Source organism: Jejuia sp. G7-7 (assembly GCF_055808955.1).
Window position 1 is genome coordinate 800,384 of record NZ_JBVVSZ010000002.1, and the last position, 20,924, is coordinate 821,307.

At 32.0% G+C, this 20,924-nt stretch carries 18 protein-coding genes; 14 read left to right on the top strand and 4 right to left on the bottom strand.

What is annotated here, in order from left to right:
• Nucleotides 1–187: 187 nt before the first annotated feature.
• From AC0L5U_RS13830 to AC0L5U_RS13845, 4 genes are read left to right on the top strand one after another with little or no spacing between them, the layout of a single operon-like run.
• Nucleotides 188–1,579, top strand: a complete 1,392-nt coding sequence (locus AC0L5U_RS13830) for a radical SAM protein (protein ID WP_473417004.1) — start codon at nucleotides 188–190, stop codon at nucleotides 1,577–1,579.
• The gene (locus AC0L5U_RS13835) at nucleotides 1,576–1,788 is read left to right on the top strand and encodes a hypothetical protein (RefSeq protein WP_473417005.1); all 213 of its coding nucleotides are present in this window, start codon (nucleotides 1,576–1,578) and stop codon (nucleotides 1,786–1,788) included. Before AC0L5U_RS13830 ends, AC0L5U_RS13835 begins: the two co-directional genes overlap by 4 nt.
• A gap of 2 nt (nucleotides 1,789–1,790) precedes the next feature.
• Entirely contained in the window at nucleotides 1,791–1,994 is a 204-nt protein-coding gene (locus AC0L5U_RS13840) for a hypothetical protein (RefSeq protein WP_473417006.1), read from the top strand.
• A 10-nt stretch (nucleotides 1,995–2,004) separates the two neighbouring features.
• On the top strand, nucleotides 2,005–2,211 hold the full coding sequence (locus tag AC0L5U_RS13845) for a hypothetical protein (protein ID WP_473417008.1): 207 nt from the start codon (nucleotides 2,005–2,007) through the stop codon (nucleotides 2,209–2,211).
• On the opposite strand, the gene AC0L5U_RS13850 is transcribed toward AC0L5U_RS13845, so the two are convergent.
• Nucleotides 2,179–2,577, bottom strand: a complete 399-nt coding sequence (locus tag AC0L5U_RS13850; protein ID WP_473417009.1) for a DUF4345 domain-containing protein — start codon at nucleotides 2,575–2,577, stop codon at nucleotides 2,179–2,181. The two genes, AC0L5U_RS13845 and AC0L5U_RS13850, sit on opposite strands and share 33 nt — an antisense overlap.
• A 104-nt stretch (nucleotides 2,578–2,681) precedes the next feature.
• On the opposite strand from AC0L5U_RS13850, the gene lepA reads away from it, so the two are divergent.
• Complete coding sequence (lepA, locus tag AC0L5U_RS13855; protein WP_473417010.1) at nucleotides 2,682–4,478, top strand: translation elongation factor 4; 1,797 nt, start codon at nucleotides 2,682–2,684, stop codon at nucleotides 4,476–4,478.
• 272 nt (nucleotides 4,479–4,750) lie between these two features.
• Here the strand turns inward: lepA and AC0L5U_RS13860 are convergent, their stop codons facing one another.
• From AC0L5U_RS13860 to AC0L5U_RS13870, 3 genes are all read right to left on the bottom strand, one after another.
• Nucleotides 4,751–5,515, bottom strand: a complete 765-nt coding sequence (locus AC0L5U_RS13860; RefSeq protein WP_473417011.1) for a LytR/AlgR family response regulator transcription factor — start codon at nucleotides 5,513–5,515, stop codon at nucleotides 4,751–4,753.
• Nucleotides 5,516–5,619: 104 nt separating this feature from the next.
• Nucleotides 5,620–6,627, bottom strand: coding sequence for a sensor histidine kinase (locus tag AC0L5U_RS13865; protein ID WP_473417013.1), 1,008 nt, complete (start codon nucleotides 6,625–6,627; stop codon nucleotides 5,620–5,622).
• 15 nt (nucleotides 6,628–6,642) lie between these two features.
• Nucleotides 6,643–9,024, bottom strand: coding sequence for an outer membrane beta-barrel protein (locus AC0L5U_RS13870; protein ID WP_473417014.1), 2,382 nt, complete (start codon nucleotides 9,022–9,024; stop codon nucleotides 6,643–6,645).
• 401 nt (nucleotides 9,025–9,425) lie between these two features.
• On the opposite strand from AC0L5U_RS13870, the gene AC0L5U_RS13875 reads away from it, so the two are divergent.
• The 9 genes from AC0L5U_RS13875 to AC0L5U_RS13915 all read left to right on the top strand — a co-directional run bounded on the left by AC0L5U_RS13875 (nucleotide 9,426) and on the right by AC0L5U_RS13915 (nucleotide 20,921).
• Nucleotides 9,426–10,100 carry a hypothetical protein gene (locus AC0L5U_RS13875; protein WP_473417015.1) on the top strand — a complete coding sequence of 225 codons (675 nt, stop codon included), beginning with the start codon at nucleotides 9,426–9,428 and terminating at the stop codon, nucleotides 10,098–10,100.
• A 193-nt stretch (nucleotides 10,101–10,293) separates the two neighbouring features.
• Nucleotides 10,294–10,902, top strand: coding sequence for a response regulator (locus tag AC0L5U_RS13880; RefSeq protein ID WP_473418296.1), 609 nt, complete (start codon nucleotides 10,294–10,296; stop codon nucleotides 10,900–10,902).
• The gene (locus AC0L5U_RS13885) at nucleotides 10,880–12,700 is read left to right on the top strand and encodes a sensor histidine kinase (RefSeq protein ID WP_473417016.1); all 1,821 of its coding nucleotides are present in this window, start codon (nucleotides 10,880–10,882) and stop codon (nucleotides 12,698–12,700) included. The genes AC0L5U_RS13880 and AC0L5U_RS13885 overlap by 23 nt, the downstream gene beginning before the upstream one ends.
• 284 nt (nucleotides 12,701–12,984) lie before the next feature.
• Nucleotides 12,985–14,364: an outer membrane protein gene (locus AC0L5U_RS13890; protein ID WP_473417017.1), complete on the top strand. Its 1,380-nt coding sequence runs from the start codon at nucleotides 12,985–12,987 to the stop codon at nucleotides 14,362–14,364.
• A gap of 150 nt (nucleotides 14,365–14,514) precedes the next feature.
• Nucleotides 14,515–15,894 carry a hypothetical protein gene (locus AC0L5U_RS13895; protein ID WP_473417018.1) on the top strand — a complete coding sequence of 460 codons (1,380 nt, stop codon included), beginning with the start codon at nucleotides 14,515–14,517 and terminating at the stop codon, nucleotides 15,892–15,894.
• A gap of 549 nt (nucleotides 15,895–16,443) precedes the next feature.
• Entirely contained in the window at nucleotides 16,444–17,646 is a 1,203-nt protein-coding gene (gene glgA / locus AC0L5U_RS13900) for a glycogen synthase (RefSeq protein WP_473417019.1), read from the top strand.
• Between the two features lie 33 nt (nucleotides 17,647–17,679).
• Nucleotides 17,680–18,945, top strand: coding sequence for a glucose-1-phosphate adenylyltransferase (locus AC0L5U_RS13905; RefSeq protein WP_473417020.1), 1,266 nt, complete (start codon nucleotides 17,680–17,682; stop codon nucleotides 18,943–18,945).
• A gap of 36 nt (nucleotides 18,946–18,981) precedes the next feature.
• Nucleotides 18,982–19,500: a maltotransferase domain-containing protein gene (locus tag AC0L5U_RS13910; protein WP_473417021.1), complete on the top strand. Its 519-nt coding sequence runs from the start codon at nucleotides 18,982–18,984 to the stop codon at nucleotides 19,498–19,500.
• A complete protein-coding gene (locus tag AC0L5U_RS13915; RefSeq protein ID WP_473417022.1) occupies nucleotides 19,497–20,921 on the top strand; it encodes an alpha-1,4-glucan--maltose-1-phosphate maltosyltransferase in 1,425 nt (474 codons plus the stop codon). Before AC0L5U_RS13910 ends, AC0L5U_RS13915 begins: the two co-directional genes overlap by 4 nt.
• Nucleotides 20,922–20,924 lie beyond the last annotated feature (3 nt).

Genomic DNA, 20,924 nt, shown 5'->3' on the forward strand with positions numbered 1-20,924 from the left:
GTGGACTTCTCACCGTATTTGTATTAAAGCTCTTTAGGTAAGAAAAAGTTGGATTATATTACTTGGTTAGCAAACACACCCGCGTTAAGGATTGAGGCATTTGTTGAAGCTCACCGACGCAGGAGGGAGCGACTGCCGAAAGCCTGACCCGACCTTAGGAGGGTAACGCCAAAAAAAATATTAAAATATGCCCGTTAGAAAATACACCTATTACGATTTTACATTAAGCTTGTGTCCAGAATGTTTAAAGCGTGTGGATGCTAAAATTGTGTTTGAAAATGGCAATGTTTACATGCTAAAACTTTGCAATGAACATGGAAATTCAAAGGTGTTGATTGCTGACGATATTGAGTACTACAAAAACATTAGGAACTATAATAAACCGAGTGAAACGCCGTATAAATTTAACACGCAAACGCATTATGGTTGCCCGTATGATTGTGGGTTGTGTCCGGACCATGAGCAGCACTCTTGTTTGACGGTTGTGGAAGTTACGGACCGCTGTAATTTAACGTGTCCAACATGTTATGCTGGATCTTCCCCTACCTATGGTAGACATCGCACTTTGGATGAGGTTAAGGCAATGCTGGACACCATTGTTAGGAACGAAAAAGAGCCTGATGTGGTACAAATTTCAGGTGGGGAGCCAACTATTCATCCGCAATTTTGGGCCATTTTAGATTATGCCAAATCATTACCAATCAGGCATTTGATGTTGAATACGAATGGGATTAAAATTGCTAAGGATTTCGCTTTCGCGGAACGATTAAAAACTTATGCACCAGATTTTGAGGTTTATTTGCAGTTTGACTCGTTTGAAAATGAAGTTTTGCGTGAGCTTCGTGGGGCTGATTTGAATGATATACGAAAGCAAGCGATTGAAAATTTGAATGCCGTAAACCTATCTACAACTTTGGTAGTAACGCTTCAAAAAGGATTGAATGACCATGAGATTGGAAAAATTATTGATTATGCTTTAAAACAAAAATGTGTGCGTGGGGTAACCTTGCAGCCAACACAAATCGCTGGACGTTTGGAAAATTTCAATCCAGAAACGGATAGAATGACGCTTACAGAGGTACGCCGTAAAATAATGGAACAGACTGATATTTTTACTTCAGACGATTTACTACCTGTACCCTGTAATCCAGACGCTTTAGTAATGGGTTATGCGTTGAAATTGGATGATGCGGTATTTCCGTTAACGCGCTACATTAACCCTAACGATTTGTTGGATAATAGCAAAAACACCATTATTTACGAGCAAGATTCTCAGTTACAGGATAAAATGATTGAATTGTTTAGTACAGGAAATTCAGTTGAGGTTGCTGAAGAAAATTTGAAAAGTATTATGTGTTGCTTGCCAAATATTGATGCACCTAACTTGGGTTATGACAATTTATTTCGTGTTATTATTATGCAATTTATTGATGCTTACAACTTTGATGTGCGCGCCATTAAAAAATCGTGCGTGCATATTGTGGATAAAGACAATAAAATTATCCCTTTTGAAACCATGAATTTGTTTTATCGGGATGATAAGAAGGCGAGATTAGAGGAACTTAGGAGTGATATATGATAAAAAGTCTAAACGAGGGAAATTATGACTTTACTTGGATAGGTATATCCATTTTGTTTATTGCCTTAATTCCAGCTTTAATATTATCATTAATTGGATCTCGCGTAAAAAATAAAAGACCTAAAACAGCAAAAATTTTACAGATAATTGCTGTTGTTTATGCTATTGTAGGCATTGGAACTTGTGGACTAATTTTATCAGAATTTTAAAAATGATGAGTTTATTATTAGAAAGTGATGCTTTAGGTTGGTATATCCTCCTAATGATTTGTCTTATTTTTGGAGTGCCAATACTTTTATTGATTTTCGGGATTGCAATCCGAACAAAAAATAAAAAAGCGTCTAATGTAATTCTTATTATTGTAGCTACTTATGCCATTATAGGCTTAGGCATATGTGGTTCTTTAATGCTTTAAAACTATAATTATGACATTCTTTTTAAGTCCGAATATGAATCTAGACGGTTTGCTTTATTTAATTATTGCCATAATGTTTGGTCCTGCTATTTTATTAGCTATTATTGGATTGTTGGTTAGAAGTAAAAATAAAAAAGCCGCTAAAGTATTATTTATAATTGCAGTAGTTTATGTAATTATTAGCCTAGGTATTTGTGGGGCTTTGGTCTCTGGTTAATAACCATAACCCATAAAAACCCAATACAAGTTCGCCAATTGTGCCAAACACATATCCTGAAGTAGGAGTGCCATCTATTATTAAGCTTAAAACTCTTCCAAAGCCCAGTCCTAACATAAAAATCATATTACTTACAAGTGCTAGTTTTAAGTAATTCGTTTTAAAAATTCCCAAAAGCCACAAAATAGAAAACCCTAAATATAAACCCATAATGGCTTTAAAAGCATTGTGTTCATCAACTGTGCTTAAATAAATATTGAACTGAGAATCTGGACAAAATCCATATATAATTGAAATGGGTATTACTACAGCTAGAGATACCAGCAAATGAATTTTTGTAATAAAATCTTGTTTTGTCTTTAGCATTGTAATAATTCAACTGAATAAAAGTAGTGAAGATTTATTTTATCCTAAAACACCTCACTTAAATCCTCTATATTTGCAGCATCTTTTGATAGAGATTGTTGACTATGAAGAACATTAGAAATTTTTGCATTATTGCACACATTGATCACGGGAAGAGTACACTTGCAGACCGTTTGTTGGATTATACAGGCTCGGTTACGGCTAGAGAACAACAGGCGCAACTGCTAGACAGTATGGATTTGGAACGCGAACGTGGTATCACAATAAAATCACACGCCATACAAATGGATTATGAATTTGAAGGCGAAAAATATATTTTAAACTTGATTGATACTCCTGGTCATGTAGATTTCTCTTATGAAGTTTCACGATCTATTGCCGCATGTGAAGGAGCTCTTTTAATTGTGGATGCTGCACAAAGTATACAGGCTCAAACCATTTCTAATTTATATTTAGCTTTAGAAAACGACTTGGAAATTATTCCTGTGTTGAACAAAGTGGATTTGCCAAGTGCCAACCCAGAAGAAGTTACCGATGATATTGTAGATTTATTAGGTTGCGACCCAGAAGAAGTAATTCACGCTAGTGGAAAAACAGGTTTTGGCGTTGATAATATTTTAAAAGCCATTATAGAACGTGTTCCAGCACCAGAAGGAGATCCGAATGCACCATTACAAGCTTTAATTTTCGATTCGGTTTATAATACTTTTAGAGGTATTGAAACTTATTTTAGAGTATTTAATGGCGAAATTAAAAAAGGACAAAAAATTAAATTCGTTGCTACAGATAAAGAATATTTTGCAGATGAAGTTGGAACGCTTAAACTCAACCAAGTTGCAAAGCAAAGTGTAAAAACAGGAGATGTAGGGTATTTAATTACAGGTATAAAAACCGCTAAAGAAGTAAAAGTTGGAGATACTATTACCGATTTTGAAACACCTACCACTAACATTGTTGAAGGTTTTGAAGATGTAAAACCAATGGTTTTTGCAGGTATTTATCCAGTTGATACTGAAGATTACGAAGAGCTTCGTAACTCAATGGAAAAGTTACAGTTAAATGATGCGTCTTTAGTGTTTGCTCCAGAAAGTTCTGCAGCATTAGGCTTTGGTTTTCGTTGTGGATTTTTAGGAATGTTGCATATGGAAATTATCCAAGAACGTTTAGAGCGTGAATTTGATATGACCGTGATTACAACTGTTCCCAATGTATCTTATCATGCGTTTACCAATAAAAATCCTGATGATGCTTTTATTGTAAATAATCCTTCTGATTTACCAGAACCATCTACAGTAAATCGTGTTGAAGAACCTTTTATTAAAGCTACAATTATCACAAAAGCAGATTTTGTAGGTAACGTAATGTCGTTGTGTATTGAAAAACGTGGTATGATTTTGAATCAAACCTATTTAACCACAGAGCGTGTTGAATTAACTTTTGAAATGCCTTTGGCTGAAATTGTTTTTGATTTTTATGATAGATTAAAAACAGTATCTAAAGGTTATGCTTCTTTTGATTACCATCCAATTGGTATGAAAACTTCAAAATTAGTGCGTTTGGATGTGTTATTGAATGCACAACCTGTTGACGCGCTTTCTGCTTTGATTCATGCTGATAATGCGCATAACATTGGTAAAAAAATGTGTGAAAAGCTGAAGGAATTAATCCCTCGTCAGCAATTCGATATTCCAATTCAGGCAGCTATTGGTGCCAAAATTATAGCGAGAGAAACTGTAAAAGCATTGCGTAAAGATGTTACTGCAAAATGTTATGGTGGAGATATTTCGCGTAAGCGTAAACTTTTGGAAAAGCAGAAAAAAGGTAAAAAACGTATGCGTCAAGTGGGTAATGTAGAAATACCTCAACAGGCGTTTATGGCTGTATTGAAGTTGAATGATTAACGTTTAGCTGGCGGATAATTGTGTTAAGGATTAAAACGGCATCCTTTTTGTGTTTCCAAATTAAGCCATCATTACGAGAGAAGCATGACCGAAGTAATCTCTTGGCAGCTATGAGATTGCCACAGCACGAGAAAAACGTGCTTCGCAATGACAAACAAAAAAGATATAGTGAAACATTTATGTTCATGAATTCAATAATTTAAAATAGAAAAGCGTGAATAAAATCCCAGCACTTGTGCTAACCTGCCTGCCGGCAGGCAGGCGTCCAAAACCTATTGCTCCAACCATTTCCTAAAATCGGAAGTTGTAGAAGAACTTGTCATCGCTTTTTCCTTTGTTCCTGTTATAGTAATGAGCAATCTATTTTTAAAGTGACCTTCAATCGTTTCAATGGCATCAATACTCACAATTTCGCTTCTGTTGATTTTAAAAAATTTGTCGGGATGTAGTTGTTGATTGATGGTTCCTAAATTTTGAGAAATAGTATGGCGCTTCCCTTTTAAATCGGTGGCTATACAAAAATCTCCTGAAGCTTCAATTTTACCAATCTCAGAAACATTTAACAGCTGAATCCCTTTTGCTTTTTTGATGACAAAACGTTTTTTATAATTGTTGTGCTCTTCTCTTAAAGCCGATTTGAGCTCGGTTATTGTTTGCTGATTTAAAGTATTGTAATTCCCTTTTTGAAATAAAGATTGGTATTTCTCGATAGCCTTTTTAAAATCGGTTTGTGTGTAGGGTTTTAAAATATATGCAATGCCGTTGGTGTTAAATGCTTGGAATAGATATTCGTCGTGTGCTGAACAAAATATAATGGGAGATTCGATAGAAATTTCATTGTACAAATCGAACGAAATACCATCTAAAAGTTGAATATCTGATAGAATAAAATCGTATTTGTTTTGGAGCAATAATGCTTTACCATCATTATTTGATCTTGCCCAATCATGAGGGACTTCATATTCAAAATAATCGTTTACAAATGAAACGAGTTTGTTGTATGCTGGTATTTCGTCTTCTAAAATTAAAATCTTCATCTGTTTAAATTTTATTGTTTCAAATAGGTAAGATGTAATTCGCTATTAAACATTTAGATGTGTATTACCATTTGGTTATTATAGCTCATTTTATGCCTGAAATATTATTCAATAAGTTTAATAATTGGAATGGAAATAGTGTATTCTTTAACTGTATTTATAATGATGACTTCTTTGTCTGATAGTAATTGATATCTTGCTTTTAAATTATCCAATCCTGTCCCGAAAGATTCATTTTTTGATAGTGTATTAGATTTTGAGTTTGTTACTTTTAAGAAATCATCATCGATTGAAATTACGGTTTTAATGGAGTTTCCGTTATAAGGTTTATTATGCTTTACAACATTCTCTAAAAGTGCTTGTATAGCTCCTGTGGGAATAAATTTATCTTCAATTTGTGTTTTAATATCTATTTTAAAATCATAGTCGTTTTCAAAACGGGTTTTTATTAAAAACATGTAGTTTTCGGCTAACTCAATTTCTTCTGCTAGTTCCATAACCTCAGCATCTTTTGTTTTAATAAGGTATCTGTATATTAAAGACAATCTATTAATATATTCCTTAGCTTTTTCTGTATTACTATCTATTAAAGAATCTAAAGTATTTAGGTTATTAAATAGAAAATGAGGATCAATTTGCGAGCGCAATAGTTTGAGTTCGTTTTCTTTTTGTTGTTTTTCAATTTTTAAATATTGATTTTGTCCTTCATAGAATTTTTTGGTAAGAAATAATGCAAAAGGAAAGGCTGTTTGTTGTGAGCCAACATTTATCATATAAATCACGAAATTTAAACCTTTGGGGTATTTATTCCAATCGTTATTGCCAGACCAAAACCCAATGGTATACTCAAACGCAGTAAAGAAAATTAGTGTTAATATTCCTAATATTGCAAAGCGAAAATACTTTTTATTATTGTTTACAAATTTTGGAATTAACCAAAAAACAAATACGAAGATAGTACAACAAATAGCTATGATTTGTGCGGGAAAATCAACTAGGTATTCTATTAAAAGAGCATCTCTATCATAATAATCTTTAGTTTGTATTCCCAAAGACACTAAGAAATATACTGCTAGAACAATAAAATCTGATTTATTTAATTTGGTATTCATAACACTACTAAAGTATTAATTATTATCGTCAATTCTGTTTTGTTCTTCTCTAGATGAGTTTCTTCTGCTTTTCTTTTTGCCAAACTTAGATCCAAAACTATAAGCAAGCCTTAATTGTACGTTTTGTCTTGAGCCATTACTTTCTATTTCAGCATTAATATTATCATAATTTACAGTACCAACAAAGCCTCTATTTAATACTTTACTAATACCTAAGTTTACTTTTAACCTATCGTCTAAAAACTTTTTACCAAAAGAGAAATCTAAACTTCCTATCCAACCTACATCAATTTGACCTTCTAAAGCCCCTGAACCAAAATAACTAGACATTTCTGCATTAACCTCCCACGGTAACTCATAACTAGCTTGAGTATACCAACCAATGTTCCATTTATCAAGTTTTAATTGAGGATTTAAATCAAAAGATTGAAATTCATTATAATCTATTATAAAACCTGTAAACCCTTCTACGCCTTTTATAAAATCTAGAGGACCAAACAATCTGAAATTCCAGTTTCTACGTTCAGATAGATTAATTGTAGAACGGCTTACCTGGGCTGTGGCATCATCTTGCGAGATAAAAAGAAACAAATCATCTCTAGTTTCACTATACGCTATTGTGAAAAATGGCTGACTATCAAAAGTTAAATTAAATTGATAATTATTGGTAAATGAAGGTTTCAAGTTAGGATTTCCAACTTCTGATGTTAATGGATCATAAAATTGCACAAATGAATTAAGACTATTATACGATGGTCTTCTAATGCGATAACTGTAAGCAATATTTGCGCCTAAGCTTTTGTTTATTTTTCTGCTTACAGATGCACTTGGAAAGAACTTAGAAATTTTTCTAGTTCTGCTATCATTAGCATTTGTTGAAATCCCTTCTGTATTACTATCCTCAAAACGAACACCTCCTGAAAAAGACCATTTCCCAAAAGTAGCATTAAGTTTTGTGTAAACCGCAAAAATAGATTCATCAATTAAAAAACGGTTACTGTTATTTTCCTGAAACTCAAACTCGTTAGTATTTGAGTTTTGAGTGAATGATTTTAAATCACTATCGGTATCAACTAAAGCATATTTACTCCCAAATCTTAATTTTAAATCGTCTGAAAATATTCTGGTGTAATCCACTTTGTAGGTATTTATTATAAACTTTCCATCTTGTAAATAACGTTGATTTGTAAAAGGAACTGTATTACCATTTGCTGCAAACACATCGTCAATATTGTCATTTGTGAAGTTTACATAGTTAAAATCGGCTACTAATTTGTGGTCGTCTGATTTAAATTCGTAATATGGATTTATATTTATGGTGTGTCGCTCTCTATCGAATGAATTTTCAGAAACCAACATTTCATCCAAACTTGGAGACGTTATTGAAGTATTGCTTCTAGATATTCTATCAGAATTAGAATTAATATAACGAGCGCTAAATCCTATGGAGTGTTTATCGTTTATATAATAATCTAAACCTCCGCCAAGTCTAAATGTTTTAGGGTCATAAGGCTCTATCGTAGCTTGGTTGTAGATGGTTTCTTCTTGCGAATTTGGGTCTTGAATTCTTCGTTTTATAAATAAATCGTCTCGCCATGTAGGGCTAGATTGCCCAACATTTGCTTGCCAGTTTAGTTTGTTTTTATAGCTCGCAATAGAAAAGCTTGTACCATGCTCTATACCTTCGTCTTCTCCAACCCAAGCTTTTACACTTCCGTGAGTCCCTAAACGTACATTTTTCTTTAAAATAATATTAATTATTGGTCCTGAGCCTTCTGCATCAAATTCAGCTCCTGGTTGCTCTATTAGTTCTACTTTTGAAATATTATCTGCAGGTAAATCTCTTAATAGTGTTTCCACATCCATATAACTAGTGGTTTTACCATTTATTAAAATTCTAACATCGCTTCTACCAGCAAAATTAATTCCGTTATTGGTTACAATTAATCCAGGTACACGTTTTATAACATCTTCTAAATTGGAGTTAATCATTTCTGATTTTTCTAAATCTACTATCAGTTTTTCAGCAGTTTGTCTTATAACTGGGCGTTTACTTTTAACAACTACTTCGTTTAATAGTTGTGTTTCTTCTTTTAAAACAAAGTCTAAGTTTTTAGTATCCAATAATTCAAAGGCTTCTGTTTTTTTAGTTTCAAAACCTAAGGTTGAAACTACTATATAGTAACTCCCTTTTAAAAGGTCATCAAAATTATAAGCTCCTTTTTCATTGGAAATAACACCTTTTACCACTTCTTTTGAGCTAGCATCATATAATACAATGTTTACATACTCCAAAGGTTGATTGTTTTCTTCTGTTATTGTTCCTGTGATATTCTGAGAAAAGCTTAGTGTTGCACCAAATAAAATCAAGAAAAAACTTAAAAAATTTAATTTCATAACTGTTCGATTTAAGATTGATAAGACAAAACTGGTTATTATATCACTTAATTAGAAACCATTTCTGCTGAATCGGGGTAAAAAAAGGTTGAAAAGTTACTTTTTTAGTGATAAACCTAAATTTATTTATATAAAATTAACAAGTGTTTATGGCGATTTTGAAGCAGAACAAGTAATAGGTTTTAAACATAAGTATCTGTTTATCAATTAAAAAGAATTGTTTTATAGCAAAATTTGTTGTAACTTTTCAAAACCTTAGCTTCAAATTATCATGTGGTTAATCTTGCTTAGTTAAAAAAAGTAACTAATCAAACCACATAATTATGAAAACAAAACACCTTAACTTAGTATGCATTTTATTGCTATTTCTTTTTTCCAGTAGCCTGTTCTCACAGGACAGTATGTTCAAACTCATAGCCGATGCTACTGAAAACACGTTTACAATTGCTCCCTATACTTCGGAAAATCTTGATACTTCAGTATCAGCAGAATTATTTGGAATAACCGATGAATTTAGAGAATCATACACACTAGAACCTCATGATCCTGAAGCAACCCGTTCACTTGCTGCCACTATGTTAGCAATTGGTGCTGGATTTGGTTTTGGTAGCGATCAATTTCTATACTGCTTACATGCTGCATATTATATTCAGCTTGCAACTATGGGTAACTCCTTTTTATACGGTGCTTTAGGTTTAGCTTTTAGTGGATTAAGCAATGACTTTTTTACCAGATCGCTTTTAGAAATTCCATTACGGCTTTTAATGTTTTCTCCCATTACACAGTTTAGTCAAGTCTTTTTTATTTACGGATTATTATTATCCTATGGTATTGGAGCAGAAAAATTTGATAGCGGAGGTAAGTATGACATTACTGCATTTACTGGTGCCTTTGTATTGGGTTTAGCCATTATTTTGACTTCTCAATTAACCTTTATGGTACAAACAAATGTATTGGCGCATGTTAGGCAAACTCAAAAACCTGATAATGGTGGCGCAAAAATTGAAACCAATAATACTTGGGGTGCGTTAAATCAAAACAACCTCATTTTTATGTCTTTAGTTATAAAACTTTAACGAATAAATTCAAACAAGTTTATTTAATAAAGAGAATTCAATAAAACCTCCATATTCATTTATGGGGGTTCTTTATTGGCTTAATTCATCTAAAATATAAGGCATACATAGGATATTTAATTTCTTCTTCAACATTTTAAGTACCTTTCTTCCAGTAGATTGCTAACATGAAAACCCAACCAAAAAAATTCTCATCTGCGAAGACCATCAAATTGTTATTGATGGATTGCTTTCTATATTCAAAAATCAAATCGATTATCAAGTTTTAGGTTACATTACTAATGGAGATAATGTTTTACCAACCGTGAGAACTAATACTCCTGATGTGATTTTATTAGACCTTAATCTTCCCAATAAAAATGGCATAGATATACTTCAAGAATTAAAACAGTCTTTTCCTAAAGTAAAAGTCATATTTCTTACCATGTACAACAAAGAAAGTATTGTTAAAAAAGTAAAACAATTTAATGCTGATGGCTTTTTACTAAAAAACTGTTCTTCAGACGATTTACTAAACGCTTTAGATGCTGTTTTTGAAAGCAACAAGTTTTACATAGGTAAAGGAGTAAAAAACAATGTAATTGAAACTGATGGTTTTCTAGAGAAAATTAAAATTACGCGTCGCGAAAAAGAAATAATTACAGAATTAATGAAAGGTTATAATGTACCTCAAATAAGTGAAAAACTATTCATAAGTGCTCATACTGTTGAAACACACAAGAAAAATATTTTTAAAAAATTAGATATCCATAACTCTATCGATCTTGTTAAACTTGTAAATGAAAAAAATCTATTGTCATAAGCGATCTGTTTTTTTGTTGCTTTTATACCTTGGAATTAGTATCAGTATAAAAGCTCAAGTAGACACCTTATATCTAGATTCTAATTTATCTTCGGTTAATCTAAAACCATTTTCAGTAGTAAATAAGGAGTCTAAAAATCAAACTTCAGATGAAAGAAGTTACTATTATTTCAGTTTCAATAAAACCATCAACACGATTGATTTCACACTTAAAAACAAATTTGATGTTCCCAAAAAAGTCATTTTAGAACTTTCAAACGCATTTATAAAAGAAATCGTTTTTGGCAGGCTAGAAAACAACACATTTATTCCCTTAGTTACCACAGGTATTGAACATCCTATTTCAACAAAACCAATAGAGCATAGACTTTTTGCGTTCCCAATTCATTTAAAAGCTAGCGAAACAGCTTCTTATCAATTAAAACTTAAAAAAGAAGATGGAAAACCATTAGTATTAACAGCTTGTATTAAAAGTGAAAACACGTTTGTAAAACAGGGGTTTGTTCAGCAAATTATAATCGGTTCTTATTTTGGGGTTAGTTTATTATCCGTCATTTTTAGTTTATTTATCTTTTACTTTTTACGAAAAAGTATTTACTTGATTTATGCGGGTTATGTTATTGCTTTAGGGCTTTTTATCAGTTCTTATATTGGTGTGTTTTCTCAAATTTTTCTAACAGAAAGCGACTATGTAAATAAGTACACGCATTATGTGATATTTAGTGAAATATCATTAATCTTATTTGCACTTTTATCGCAAAAAATTCTCGAGGCAAAAACCTATATGCCAAAACTAAAGCGGGCTATAGATATATTTTTAACCATACTCATTGTATTAAGATTACTCATTCATTTTGTATTCAACAAAGTTTTTGAAAATGCCGTATCCGTGTTTATGAATATCTGGTACGCCATATTTTTAATTCTGATACTAATAATTGTTGTGGAGATTACCATATACTTCCGTAAAAACAATAAACGCACTTCCTTTTTCGCATTAGCGTATCTGTTTATGATTATTGGAACTTTGGCAAGCATACTATATCATAGCTACGGTTTGGTAAATACTTATGTGTATGATTTACCATTACTATTCTACTCATCGTTTTTAGAAATATTATTCTTAACATTTACAGTTGCTTTAATGGTAAAAGACATTTATGACGAGCGCAATATCCTATCGGAAAAAATAGTAATTGAAGAAAAGAAAAACCTAACAGCTTTTATAAAAGGCGAAGACCAAGAACGAAAACGCATCAGTAAAGAATTACATGATAATATTGGTAGCCAATTAAGTTATTTAAAACGTTTTATTTCTGATAAATTTAAAGATGAAGCTATTACCGAAACCATTGATACAATTTGTAACGATGTTAGAAATTTATCGCATGATATTTCGCCTTCTGATTTAAAAATTGTGGGATTTAAAAATGCTGTTGAAGATTTATCGCAGAATCTTTCAAATCAAACTACATTACAAGTAGATTTTAATAGTTATCATTTTCCAGAAAAACTGGATGATGATATTTCAACACAGTTATACAGAGTAGTTCAAGAAGCCTTCAATAATATTTTAAAACATGCCAATGCAAATCATATCGATTTGCAATTAATGGGGCATAAAGATTCTATTACTATTTCTATTGAAGATGACGGCGATGGATTTGATACTAAACATAAAAAAGGTGGTATCGGATTAAAAAATATGCAATCGCGTATTCATCAAATTGGCGGTGCTTTATCTATAGATTCTCAAATTAATAAAGGCACTTCCTTACTCATTACACTTCCTATTTAAAATAAAAAATCTACCTGAACTCTGGTATTGTGCAATAATAGCTTCATGGTGTAGCTTTATCAAAATATTAATACTATTAATCAATTCTTAGCTTAAGTTAAGTTAACCAACTTTCAAGATGTATGTTTTAAATTGATTAAATAATTATCTTGAAAATAAGAGGTTTCAATGCAAGTTGGAGCCTCTTTGTTTTTTTAAAACTTAAAATCTACCTGAACTCTGGTATTGCGCTGAAATACTTAAGCAAAGTAATTTTACTGTAATCAATTTAAAATATAAACATTATGAAAACCAATCAAATTACCCTAACTCTTTTTATCTGTTTTCTATTACTTTTTAATCTAAAAGTACAATCACAAATAGATTGGGAAACAAAAAACAAAAGAACATCAGTTTTTAGAACACAATTAAAAGAAGCTTTTTATTCTATGACTAAAAATGCAACTTTAGCAAAACGTGTTGACGGAAAACCATGTACCTCAGAAAACTTGATAGCAAAATTTAACGACGATATTAAGCCCGTATATATTGGCTCTTGGGCACTTAGTCCTTTTATAAGTGGTGCCGGTCTTTTTCTTCAGGATTATACTATTGAAGAATTTGACAAAGGGCTTTTTAAAACACTTGAAGACAAAGCTTTACACGCTTACAACACTACTAGTAACTTTGGTGAATTTGTTTACGCCTTAACCGGAAAAGAAATTGGACAAATTAAAAAAGAAAAGACCAATGATAACAACGAAACATTTAAGGATATAGACTACTTAAACTCTACTTACAGAAACATCAAAAAATTCTTTACTGATGATATTCCTATAAATCATCAAAAACAAGCCGCAGATGGATGTATGGTATATAGCATTTATAGTATGAAGGTGAAAAAATATAGTTATCCTAATATAGAATATACATTGAAAGTTGAAGTTGACGTAAAATGCGATTGCGAGCTAGAAAGTAAAACAGAAGAAAGCGTAAAATCAGGTTATTTTGAATATGAAGCTACCACTACAGGACTTTTTACACATTCTGCTTTTACTTTTTCAAAAGCCAAAAATCCGATAGTTAATGTAATCTCCTTAAATTGTTGTCCATCAAAAGAAAAAGAAGAACCTACTGAAACTGCACTTGCCGATGATGGTATTGAAAACCTAATGCCAGACCAAACTTTTGGTGGAGGTGCTGGCTTTGGAGCTACTCAAGATTTTGAGGAGATTTCATATTGTGTATTTGCCGAATACCTTAAAAAAATAAATTACACAGGAGATAATGGCTGGTACGTTGGAGCTGAAGCATCATATGCTAATACAAGCTTTGGCGATTTTGGTTCTAACAGATTTAATGTTGGCGGAAAATTACAATATCACGTTCCTATTACACCTAGCAAAGAAACTCAATTCGTTGCGGGTATAATGGGTAGTTATAACTTTGGAACAAATGATAACGGATTCTCTAAAGACGATGTTACTGGAATTATAGGCTGCGCCTATGGTGGTGTTAATATCCGTGTTTGCGAAAACTGGTCGTTATTTGGTCAATTTCCAGTTTTAATTTACGAAACCTTTACGTTTAAGTCCGATTCTGGTGGTGAATTTAAAACTGATGGTACTTCTGTTCTTTTAAATAAAAATAACCCTTTAAAATTAGGAGTAAGATATAGTTTCTAAGTTTAAATTTAGTTTTACTAAGAGGTTTTAGCATTTTCTAAAACCTCTTTTTATTTAGACACCTTTTCGAGAAATCTACCTGAACTCTGGTATTGTCCAAAAGTAGAAGCATCAGTAATTTTATTCGTAATCAATTTAAACCCATACATTATGAAAACCAACAAAACAGTATCAACGTTATTAACGTGTTTATTCTTTTTAAGCTTATCATTAAAAGGATATACTCAAAAAAAGATCCCTATCAGTATTGCACTAACAAAAAAAGCAGCAAAAGAACTCGATAATGCTTTTGATAATATGCATAAAACAACCACTATTGTAACCAAAATTAAAGGTAAAACATGTTCAGCAGAGGACTTGATAAAAAAAGTAAGTGCAGGTACCATAGCTGTTTTCCCAACCAGTCTTGCACAAGCTATTGATGGATTATATTTAACTATAAGAGCACCTAAGACAAGTGAAACTTTTGATAAAGGTTTCTTTATGACCTTAGAAGATAAAGCTTTTAATGCTTTAAAGAAAAGTAAAAAATTTACAGAATTTGTTACTAATTATACTGGCAAAAATATAGGTGACTTGAATGGAAGTATCACATCAGGTGGTGGATTAGTAACAAAAGACATAGACAATATAAGACGTTATTACAATACCTTAAAAAGGTTATTTAATGGCTTGGAATTTAATGTAAGTTATGACCAAAGTCTAGATCAAAACTGTAGAACCTCTGCTAAATCTACTTTAAAAATTGCAAAATTCAGCTATCCAAATGTTACTTGGCATCTGAGCACTCATGTCTCGGTAAATTGTGTTTGTAATAACGGGTTAGACACAAAAGAAGTAAAAAGTGGGAGTTTTGAATATACTGCTACTAGTATTGGAAAATTTACTTATAGCGACATGACATTTGGTGTGCCAAAAGATTCAAAAATAACAGTATTATCTTTAGAATGCTGTGGACAAAGTAATACTGAAAAACCTATTTCATCTGAACCACAAACTGAAGAAATTCAAGATTTAATGCCAGATCAATCCTTAGGAGGAGGCGCTGGTTTTGGTGCTACTCAAGATTTTGAAAACATTTCGTATTGTGTATTTGCAGAATATATTAAAAAAATAAATTATGGAAGCGATAATGGTTTGTACTGGGGGGCTGAAGCGTCTTATTCTAATTCAAGTTTTAATGACGCAAGTTCTAACAGATTTAATATTGGTACAAAACTACAATATCACATACCTGCAACACCTAGTCAACAAACACAATTTGTTGCAGGCATTATGGGTAGTTATAACTTTGGAACTAACGATAATGGCTTTTCTAAAGATGATGTTTCAGGAATTATAGCTTGCGCCTATGGGGGTGTTAATATCCGTGTTTGCGAAGATTGGTCTGTATTTGGTCAATTTCCTATTTTAATTTATGAAACCTTTACGTTTAAATCTGAATCTGGTGGAGAATTTAAAACTGATGGTACTTCTGTACTATTAAATAAAAATAACCCCATAAAATTAGGAATACGATTTTATTTTTGAGTTTAGTTTATAGTTTTTCAAAAAGCAGTCCTCAAATCATATATTTCAGGGCTGCTTTTTATTTCTTCTTAGTTTTAAGTATCATTTTACTCATCCGAATAATATGGGCACTAATAAACCCAAACAGTACCTACTAGATGTTTCTTTCAAATTCTTTGAATGATTTAAACCAAACTTAGAGTTTTGCACTTCTTTTTTATTGATAATTGCTTGTTATCTGAAAAATACCTTTTTTTCATAAAAATTTCAAATCATCAAAATTGTTAATAATTATTTTTGTAAGTTTATAACTGTGAGTTTTTAGTGTTAAAAATCACTTACTCAACCCTTAAAAACATTAAGGTTGGCACAAATCTAATTTATAGATTAATTTTAATTTTGTTTCAAAATTGTTATTAACAATTTCGCTTATTTTAGATAGTAAATTGCTTCATTTCAAATGATTATAGCCTGCAAAAATTATTTTTAAACGTTATATTCAAAAAATTTGATGTGTCTTAACATTTTCATTTTTTTAATAAACTAAACCAAAACTGACAACAATTTTATATGAAAGCACTTTTTTACACTAGAGAATTTCCACCATATGTTTATGGTGGTGCAGGAGTACATGTTGAATATTTAGCTGGAGAATTGGCTAAATTAATGGAAATGGATGTAAGGTGTTTTGGAGATCAGGATGATACATCGGATAATTTAACTGTAAAAGGTTTTCCTTTTGATAATCCTATTTTTGATGGTGCTGATGATAAATTAAAATCTGTTTTTAAAACGCTAAGTACTTGTATTCAAATGAATGTAGATACTATAGATGCTGATGTAGTACATTGCCACACTTGGTATGCACATTTTGCTGGAATAGTTGCTAAACTATGTTATGGCACGCCTTTAGTGATTACAACGCATTCTCTAGAACCTTTAAGGCCTTGGAAGCGCGAGCAATTAGGTAGGGGTTACGATGCATCTTCATGGGTTGAAAAAACAGCTATTGAAATGGCAGATGCTTTAATCGCAGTTTCTGAAGAAACCAGAGAAGATGTTATTAAACATTTTGATGTTGATGAAAGTAAGATTCATGTTATTTATAATGGTATTAATCTTCAACAATATATTAAAACAGAAACATCTTCTACTTTAGATGAATATGGTGTTGATAAAAACAAACCATATGTACTTTTTGTTGGTAGAATTACACGCCAAAAAGGAATCATCCATTTGGTAAATGCCATAAAATATATTGATCCAGATACTCAAATTGTACTTTGTGCTGGTGCGCCAGATACACCAGAAATTGGTAAAGAAATGGAAGACGCTGTTAATGAAGTTAAAAAGACAAGAGACAACGTTATTTGGATTGATAAAATGGTAACTAAAGAAGAAATTATAGAGTTATATTCTCATGCTGATGTATTTTGTTGCCCTTCAATTTATGAACCATTTGGAATTATAAACATTGAGGCTATGGCTTGTGATACTGCGGTAGTAGCAAGTGCCGTAGGAGGTATAAAAGAAGTTGTTGTTGATGGGGAAACAGGTATTTTAATTCCGTTAGAACAACAAAAAGAAGCGCCTTTTGAACCTATTGATCCTGATAAATTTGCAAGAGATTTAGCAAACGGTGTCAACAAAGTTATTGGTGATAAATCACTACGAGAAACTATGGCAAAAAATGGACGAAAACGAGTTGAAGATTACTTTGATTGGGTTGCAATTGCAAAACAAGTAGAAGAACTTTACAAATCATTACTATAAAAAAAATTGACTAATTAATTAAAAAACTAAATTATGATAAATAACGACGTATTAGCAATTATCTTGGGCGGTGGACAAGGTTCAAGACTTTATCCTCTTACAGAAGAACGTTCTAAGCCTGCAGTACCTATAGCCGGAAAGTACAGATTGGTAGATATTCCAATTTCTAACTGTATCAATGCTGACATCAAGCGTATGTTTGTATTAACTCAGTTCAACTCTGCCTCGCTAAATCGTCATATAAAAGATACGTATCATTTTAGCTTTTTTAGTTCGGCTTTTGTTGATGTATTAGCTGCAGAACAAACCATTCATAGCGACAAATGGTTTCAAGGTACTGCTGATGCAGTTCGCCAAAGTATGCACCACTTTTTAAGACACGATTTTAAGTATTTTTTAATCCTTTCTGGAGATCAATTATATCAGATGGATTACGAGGATTTAATTAAAGAACACGTAAAAAGTAAAGCCAAAATATCAATTGCTACAATTCCTGTTAATGCAAAAGAAGCTACAGAGTTTGGTATTCTAAAATCGGATGATAAAAACGTCATCACTTCTTTTATAGAAAAACCAGATGCAAGTTTGTTACCAGAATGGACATCAGATGTTAGTGACGAGATGAAAGGTGAAGGGAGACACTATTTAGCATCAATGGGTATATACGTATTTAATCGTGAGCTTTTGGAAGAATTAATGAAAAACCCTGATACCAACGATTTTGGTAAAGAAATTATCCCTCAAGCTATAGATAAACACAAAACTGTGAGTTATCAATATGAAGGCTACTGGACAGATATAGGAAATATTGATTCATTTTTTGAAGCTAATTTAGGGTTAACAGATGATATCCCTAAATTCGATTTATACGATAAGAAAAAGCGTATCTTCACTAGAGCTAGAATGTTACCTACCACAAAGTTAGCAGGAACTATGGTTGAAAAATCAGTAATAGCTGAAGGATGTATTATTAGTGCTGGAAAAATTGAAAAATCAGTAATTGGTATTCGTTCAAGAATTGGTGATGAGTCTACTGTAATTAATACTTATATGATGGGTAGTGATTATTATGAATCATTAGATGATATTAATAGGAAAAAAATTCCAAATCTTATGGGAATTGGAGAACGCTGTTTTATAAAAAATGCCATTTTAGATAAAAATTGCCGTATTGGAGACGATGTTAGAATAAACGGAGGCTCACACTTGGAAGATATTGAAACAGATAAATATATGGTAAAACAGGGCATTGTTGTAGTTAAAAAAGGAGCTACAATTGAAAAAGGAACCGTAATCTAAAACATTTAAATTTTATCTTTTATTATACGAACAAAAATGCAAGACCAAAGAAGAGTTGTAATTGATTATGTCTCGCCAAGTGTAAATTGTGGTGAGTTTTATATAAAACGCGTAGTAAACGAAATTGTAAATGTTAGAGCGCATATTCTTGCAGATGGACATGATGTTTTAGGTGCATCAGTCCACTATAAGCATCAAAATGCAAGAACTTGGAGAGCAACTAGAATGGCTCTTGATTTTAACAACGAGTGGCAAGCTGCTTTTACTGTCAAAAAACAAGGGTTTTATAATTATAAAATTGAAGCTTGGGTAGACTATGCTTTAAATTGGAGACATGGAATTATCAGAAAGATAGATGACGGACAATATGTAACCTCTGAATTACTTGAAGGCGCAGAGTATGTTAAAGCTATTACCAATAAAGTAGCGTCAAAAGAAGATAAAGCTTATTTAGAAAAACTGCATACTATATTTCAAGATGAAGATAAATATGGTGAAGCTATTAATGAAGCAACTTCAGAAAGACTTTATCAGCTCTTTTTAACAATCCTGTGAAAATTCTTGAAAATGTTTCAAAAGAATATCAGGTTTATGTAGATAGAAAAAAGGCCCGTTTTAGTACTTGGTATGAATTTTTTCCGCGCTCAGCTTCAGAAAAAGAAGGTGTTCATGGCACCTTCAAAGATTGTGAACGCTTATTACCTCGCATAAAAAACATGGGATTTGATGTGGTTTACCTACCACCTATTCATCCTATTGGAGAAGTAAATAGAAAAGGGAAAAACAATACTACAGAAGCTAAACCTGGTGATGTTGGTTCAACTTGGGGTGTTGGCTCAAAACATGGCGGACATAAAGCAATACACCCAGAGTTAGGAAACCTTGATGATTTTAAATCTTTAATTCAAATGGCTAAAGACAATAATTTAGAAATTGCGATGGATTATGCGCTACAAGCAGCTCCAGATCATCCTTGGGTAAAAGATCATCCTTCATGGTTTAAATGGCGACCAGATGGTACTGTGCAGTATGCTGAAAATCCTCCTAAAAAATATCAAGACATTCTCCCTATTTATTGGGAAAGCGAAGATTATGAAGCCTTATGGCACGAATGTTTAGACACGTTATTTCATTGGATTGAATGTGGTATAGAAATTTTTAGAGTGGATAATCCACACACAAAACCTTTTTATTTCTGGAATTGGGTTATCACTAAAGTGAAAGAGAAATATCCTAATGTCATCTTTTTAGCTGAAGCATTTACCGCACCAAAAGTAATGCAACAACTAGCAAAACAAGGCTACACACAATCATACACTTATTTTACTTGGCGTAATTCTAAACATGAATTAATTGAATATGTTGAAGAATTAACCCAGACGGAATTAAAAGAGTATATGCAGCCTAATTTTTGGCCAAATACTCCAGACATTAACCCATTCCATTTACAAGGTACAGGAGAATCTAAACATATTCAGCGTTATGCACTTGCTGCAACTTTAAGTTCAAGTATTGGTATTTACGGACCTGTGTTTGAGTATATGCTGTCTGATTCTCTATTAGGTAAAGAAGAGTATTTAAATTCTGAAAAGTTTCAAATCACGCATTACGATTGGGATATTCAAAATAAACTCTCAACAATAATTGCGAAAATAAATTATATAAGACACCATAATCCTGCATTACAGCAAACTAATAACATTAAGTTTTGTCACATAGAAAATGACAACTTAATAGCATTTTACAAATGGAATGATGATAAAACAAATCATATTTTCGTAATTATAAGTCTAGATGCTTACAACTCTCAACAGGGTACTGTTCAAATGCCGCTCCAAGAATTAGGAGTACATCATGGACATCATATGGAAATGCACGATTTAATAACGGATAGTCGTTATAATTGGCAAAACGAATGGAATTTTGTAGAATTACACCCTACACTACCATTCCATATTTTTCATATAAATAAATAATAT

What these genes read in the sequence shown, in the direction of transcription:
- AC0L5U_RS13840 (WP_473417006.1), top strand. Translation starts at nt 1,791, where the DNA reads ATGATGAGTTTATTATTAGAAAGTGATGCTTTAGGTTGGTATATCCTC.
- AC0L5U_RS13910 (WP_473417021.1), top strand. Translation starts at nt 18,982, where the DNA reads ATGCAAGACCAAAGAAGAGTTGTAATTGATTATGTCTCGCCAAGTGTA.
- AC0L5U_RS13850 (WP_473417009.1), bottom strand. Translation starts at nt 2,577, where the DNA reads ATGCTAAAGACAAAACAAGATTTTATTACAAAAATTCATTTGCTGGTA.
- AC0L5U_RS13875 (WP_473417015.1), top strand. Translation starts at nt 9,426, where the DNA reads ATGTTCAAACTCATAGCCGATGCTACTGAAAACACGTTTACAATTGCT.
- AC0L5U_RS13890 (WP_473417017.1), top strand. Translation starts at nt 12,985, where the DNA reads ATGAAAACCAATCAAATTACCCTAACTCTTTTTATCTGTTTTCTATTA.
- AC0L5U_RS13845 (WP_473417008.1), top strand. Translation starts at nt 2,005, where the DNA reads ATGACATTCTTTTTAAGTCCGAATATGAATCTAGACGGTTTGCTTTAT.
- AC0L5U_RS13835 (WP_473417005.1), top strand. Translation starts at nt 1,576, where the DNA reads ATGATAAAAAGTCTAAACGAGGGAAATTATGACTTTACTTGGATAGGT.
- AC0L5U_RS13895 (WP_473417018.1), top strand. Translation starts at nt 14,515, where the DNA reads ATGAAAACCAACAAAACAGTATCAACGTTATTAACGTGTTTATTCTTT.
- AC0L5U_RS13830 (WP_473417004.1), top strand. Translation starts at nt 188, where the DNA reads ATGCCCGTTAGAAAATACACCTATTACGATTTTACATTAAGCTTGTGT.
- AC0L5U_RS13870 (WP_473417014.1), bottom strand. Translation starts at nt 9,024, where the DNA reads ATGAAATTAAATTTTTTAAGTTTTTTCTTGATTTTATTTGGTGCAACA.
- lepA (WP_473417010.1), top strand. Translation starts at nt 2,682, where the DNA reads ATGAAGAACATTAGAAATTTTTGCATTATTGCACACATTGATCACGGG.
- AC0L5U_RS13905 (WP_473417020.1), top strand. Translation starts at nt 17,680, where the DNA reads ATGATAAATAACGACGTATTAGCAATTATCTTGGGCGGTGGACAAGGT.
- AC0L5U_RS13865 (WP_473417013.1), bottom strand. Translation starts at nt 6,627, where the DNA reads ATGAATACCAAATTAAATAAATCAGATTTTATTGTTCTAGCAGTATAT.
- glgA (WP_473417019.1), top strand. Translation starts at nt 16,444, where the DNA reads ATGAAAGCACTTTTTTACACTAGAGAATTTCCACCATATGTTTATGGT.
- AC0L5U_RS13860 (WP_473417011.1), bottom strand. Translation starts at nt 5,515, where the DNA reads ATGAAGATTTTAATTTTAGAAGACGAAATACCAGCATACAACAAACTC.
- AC0L5U_RS13885 (WP_473417016.1), top strand. Translation starts at nt 10,880, where the DNA reads ATGAAAAAAATCTATTGTCATAAGCGATCTGTTTTTTTGTTGCTTTTA.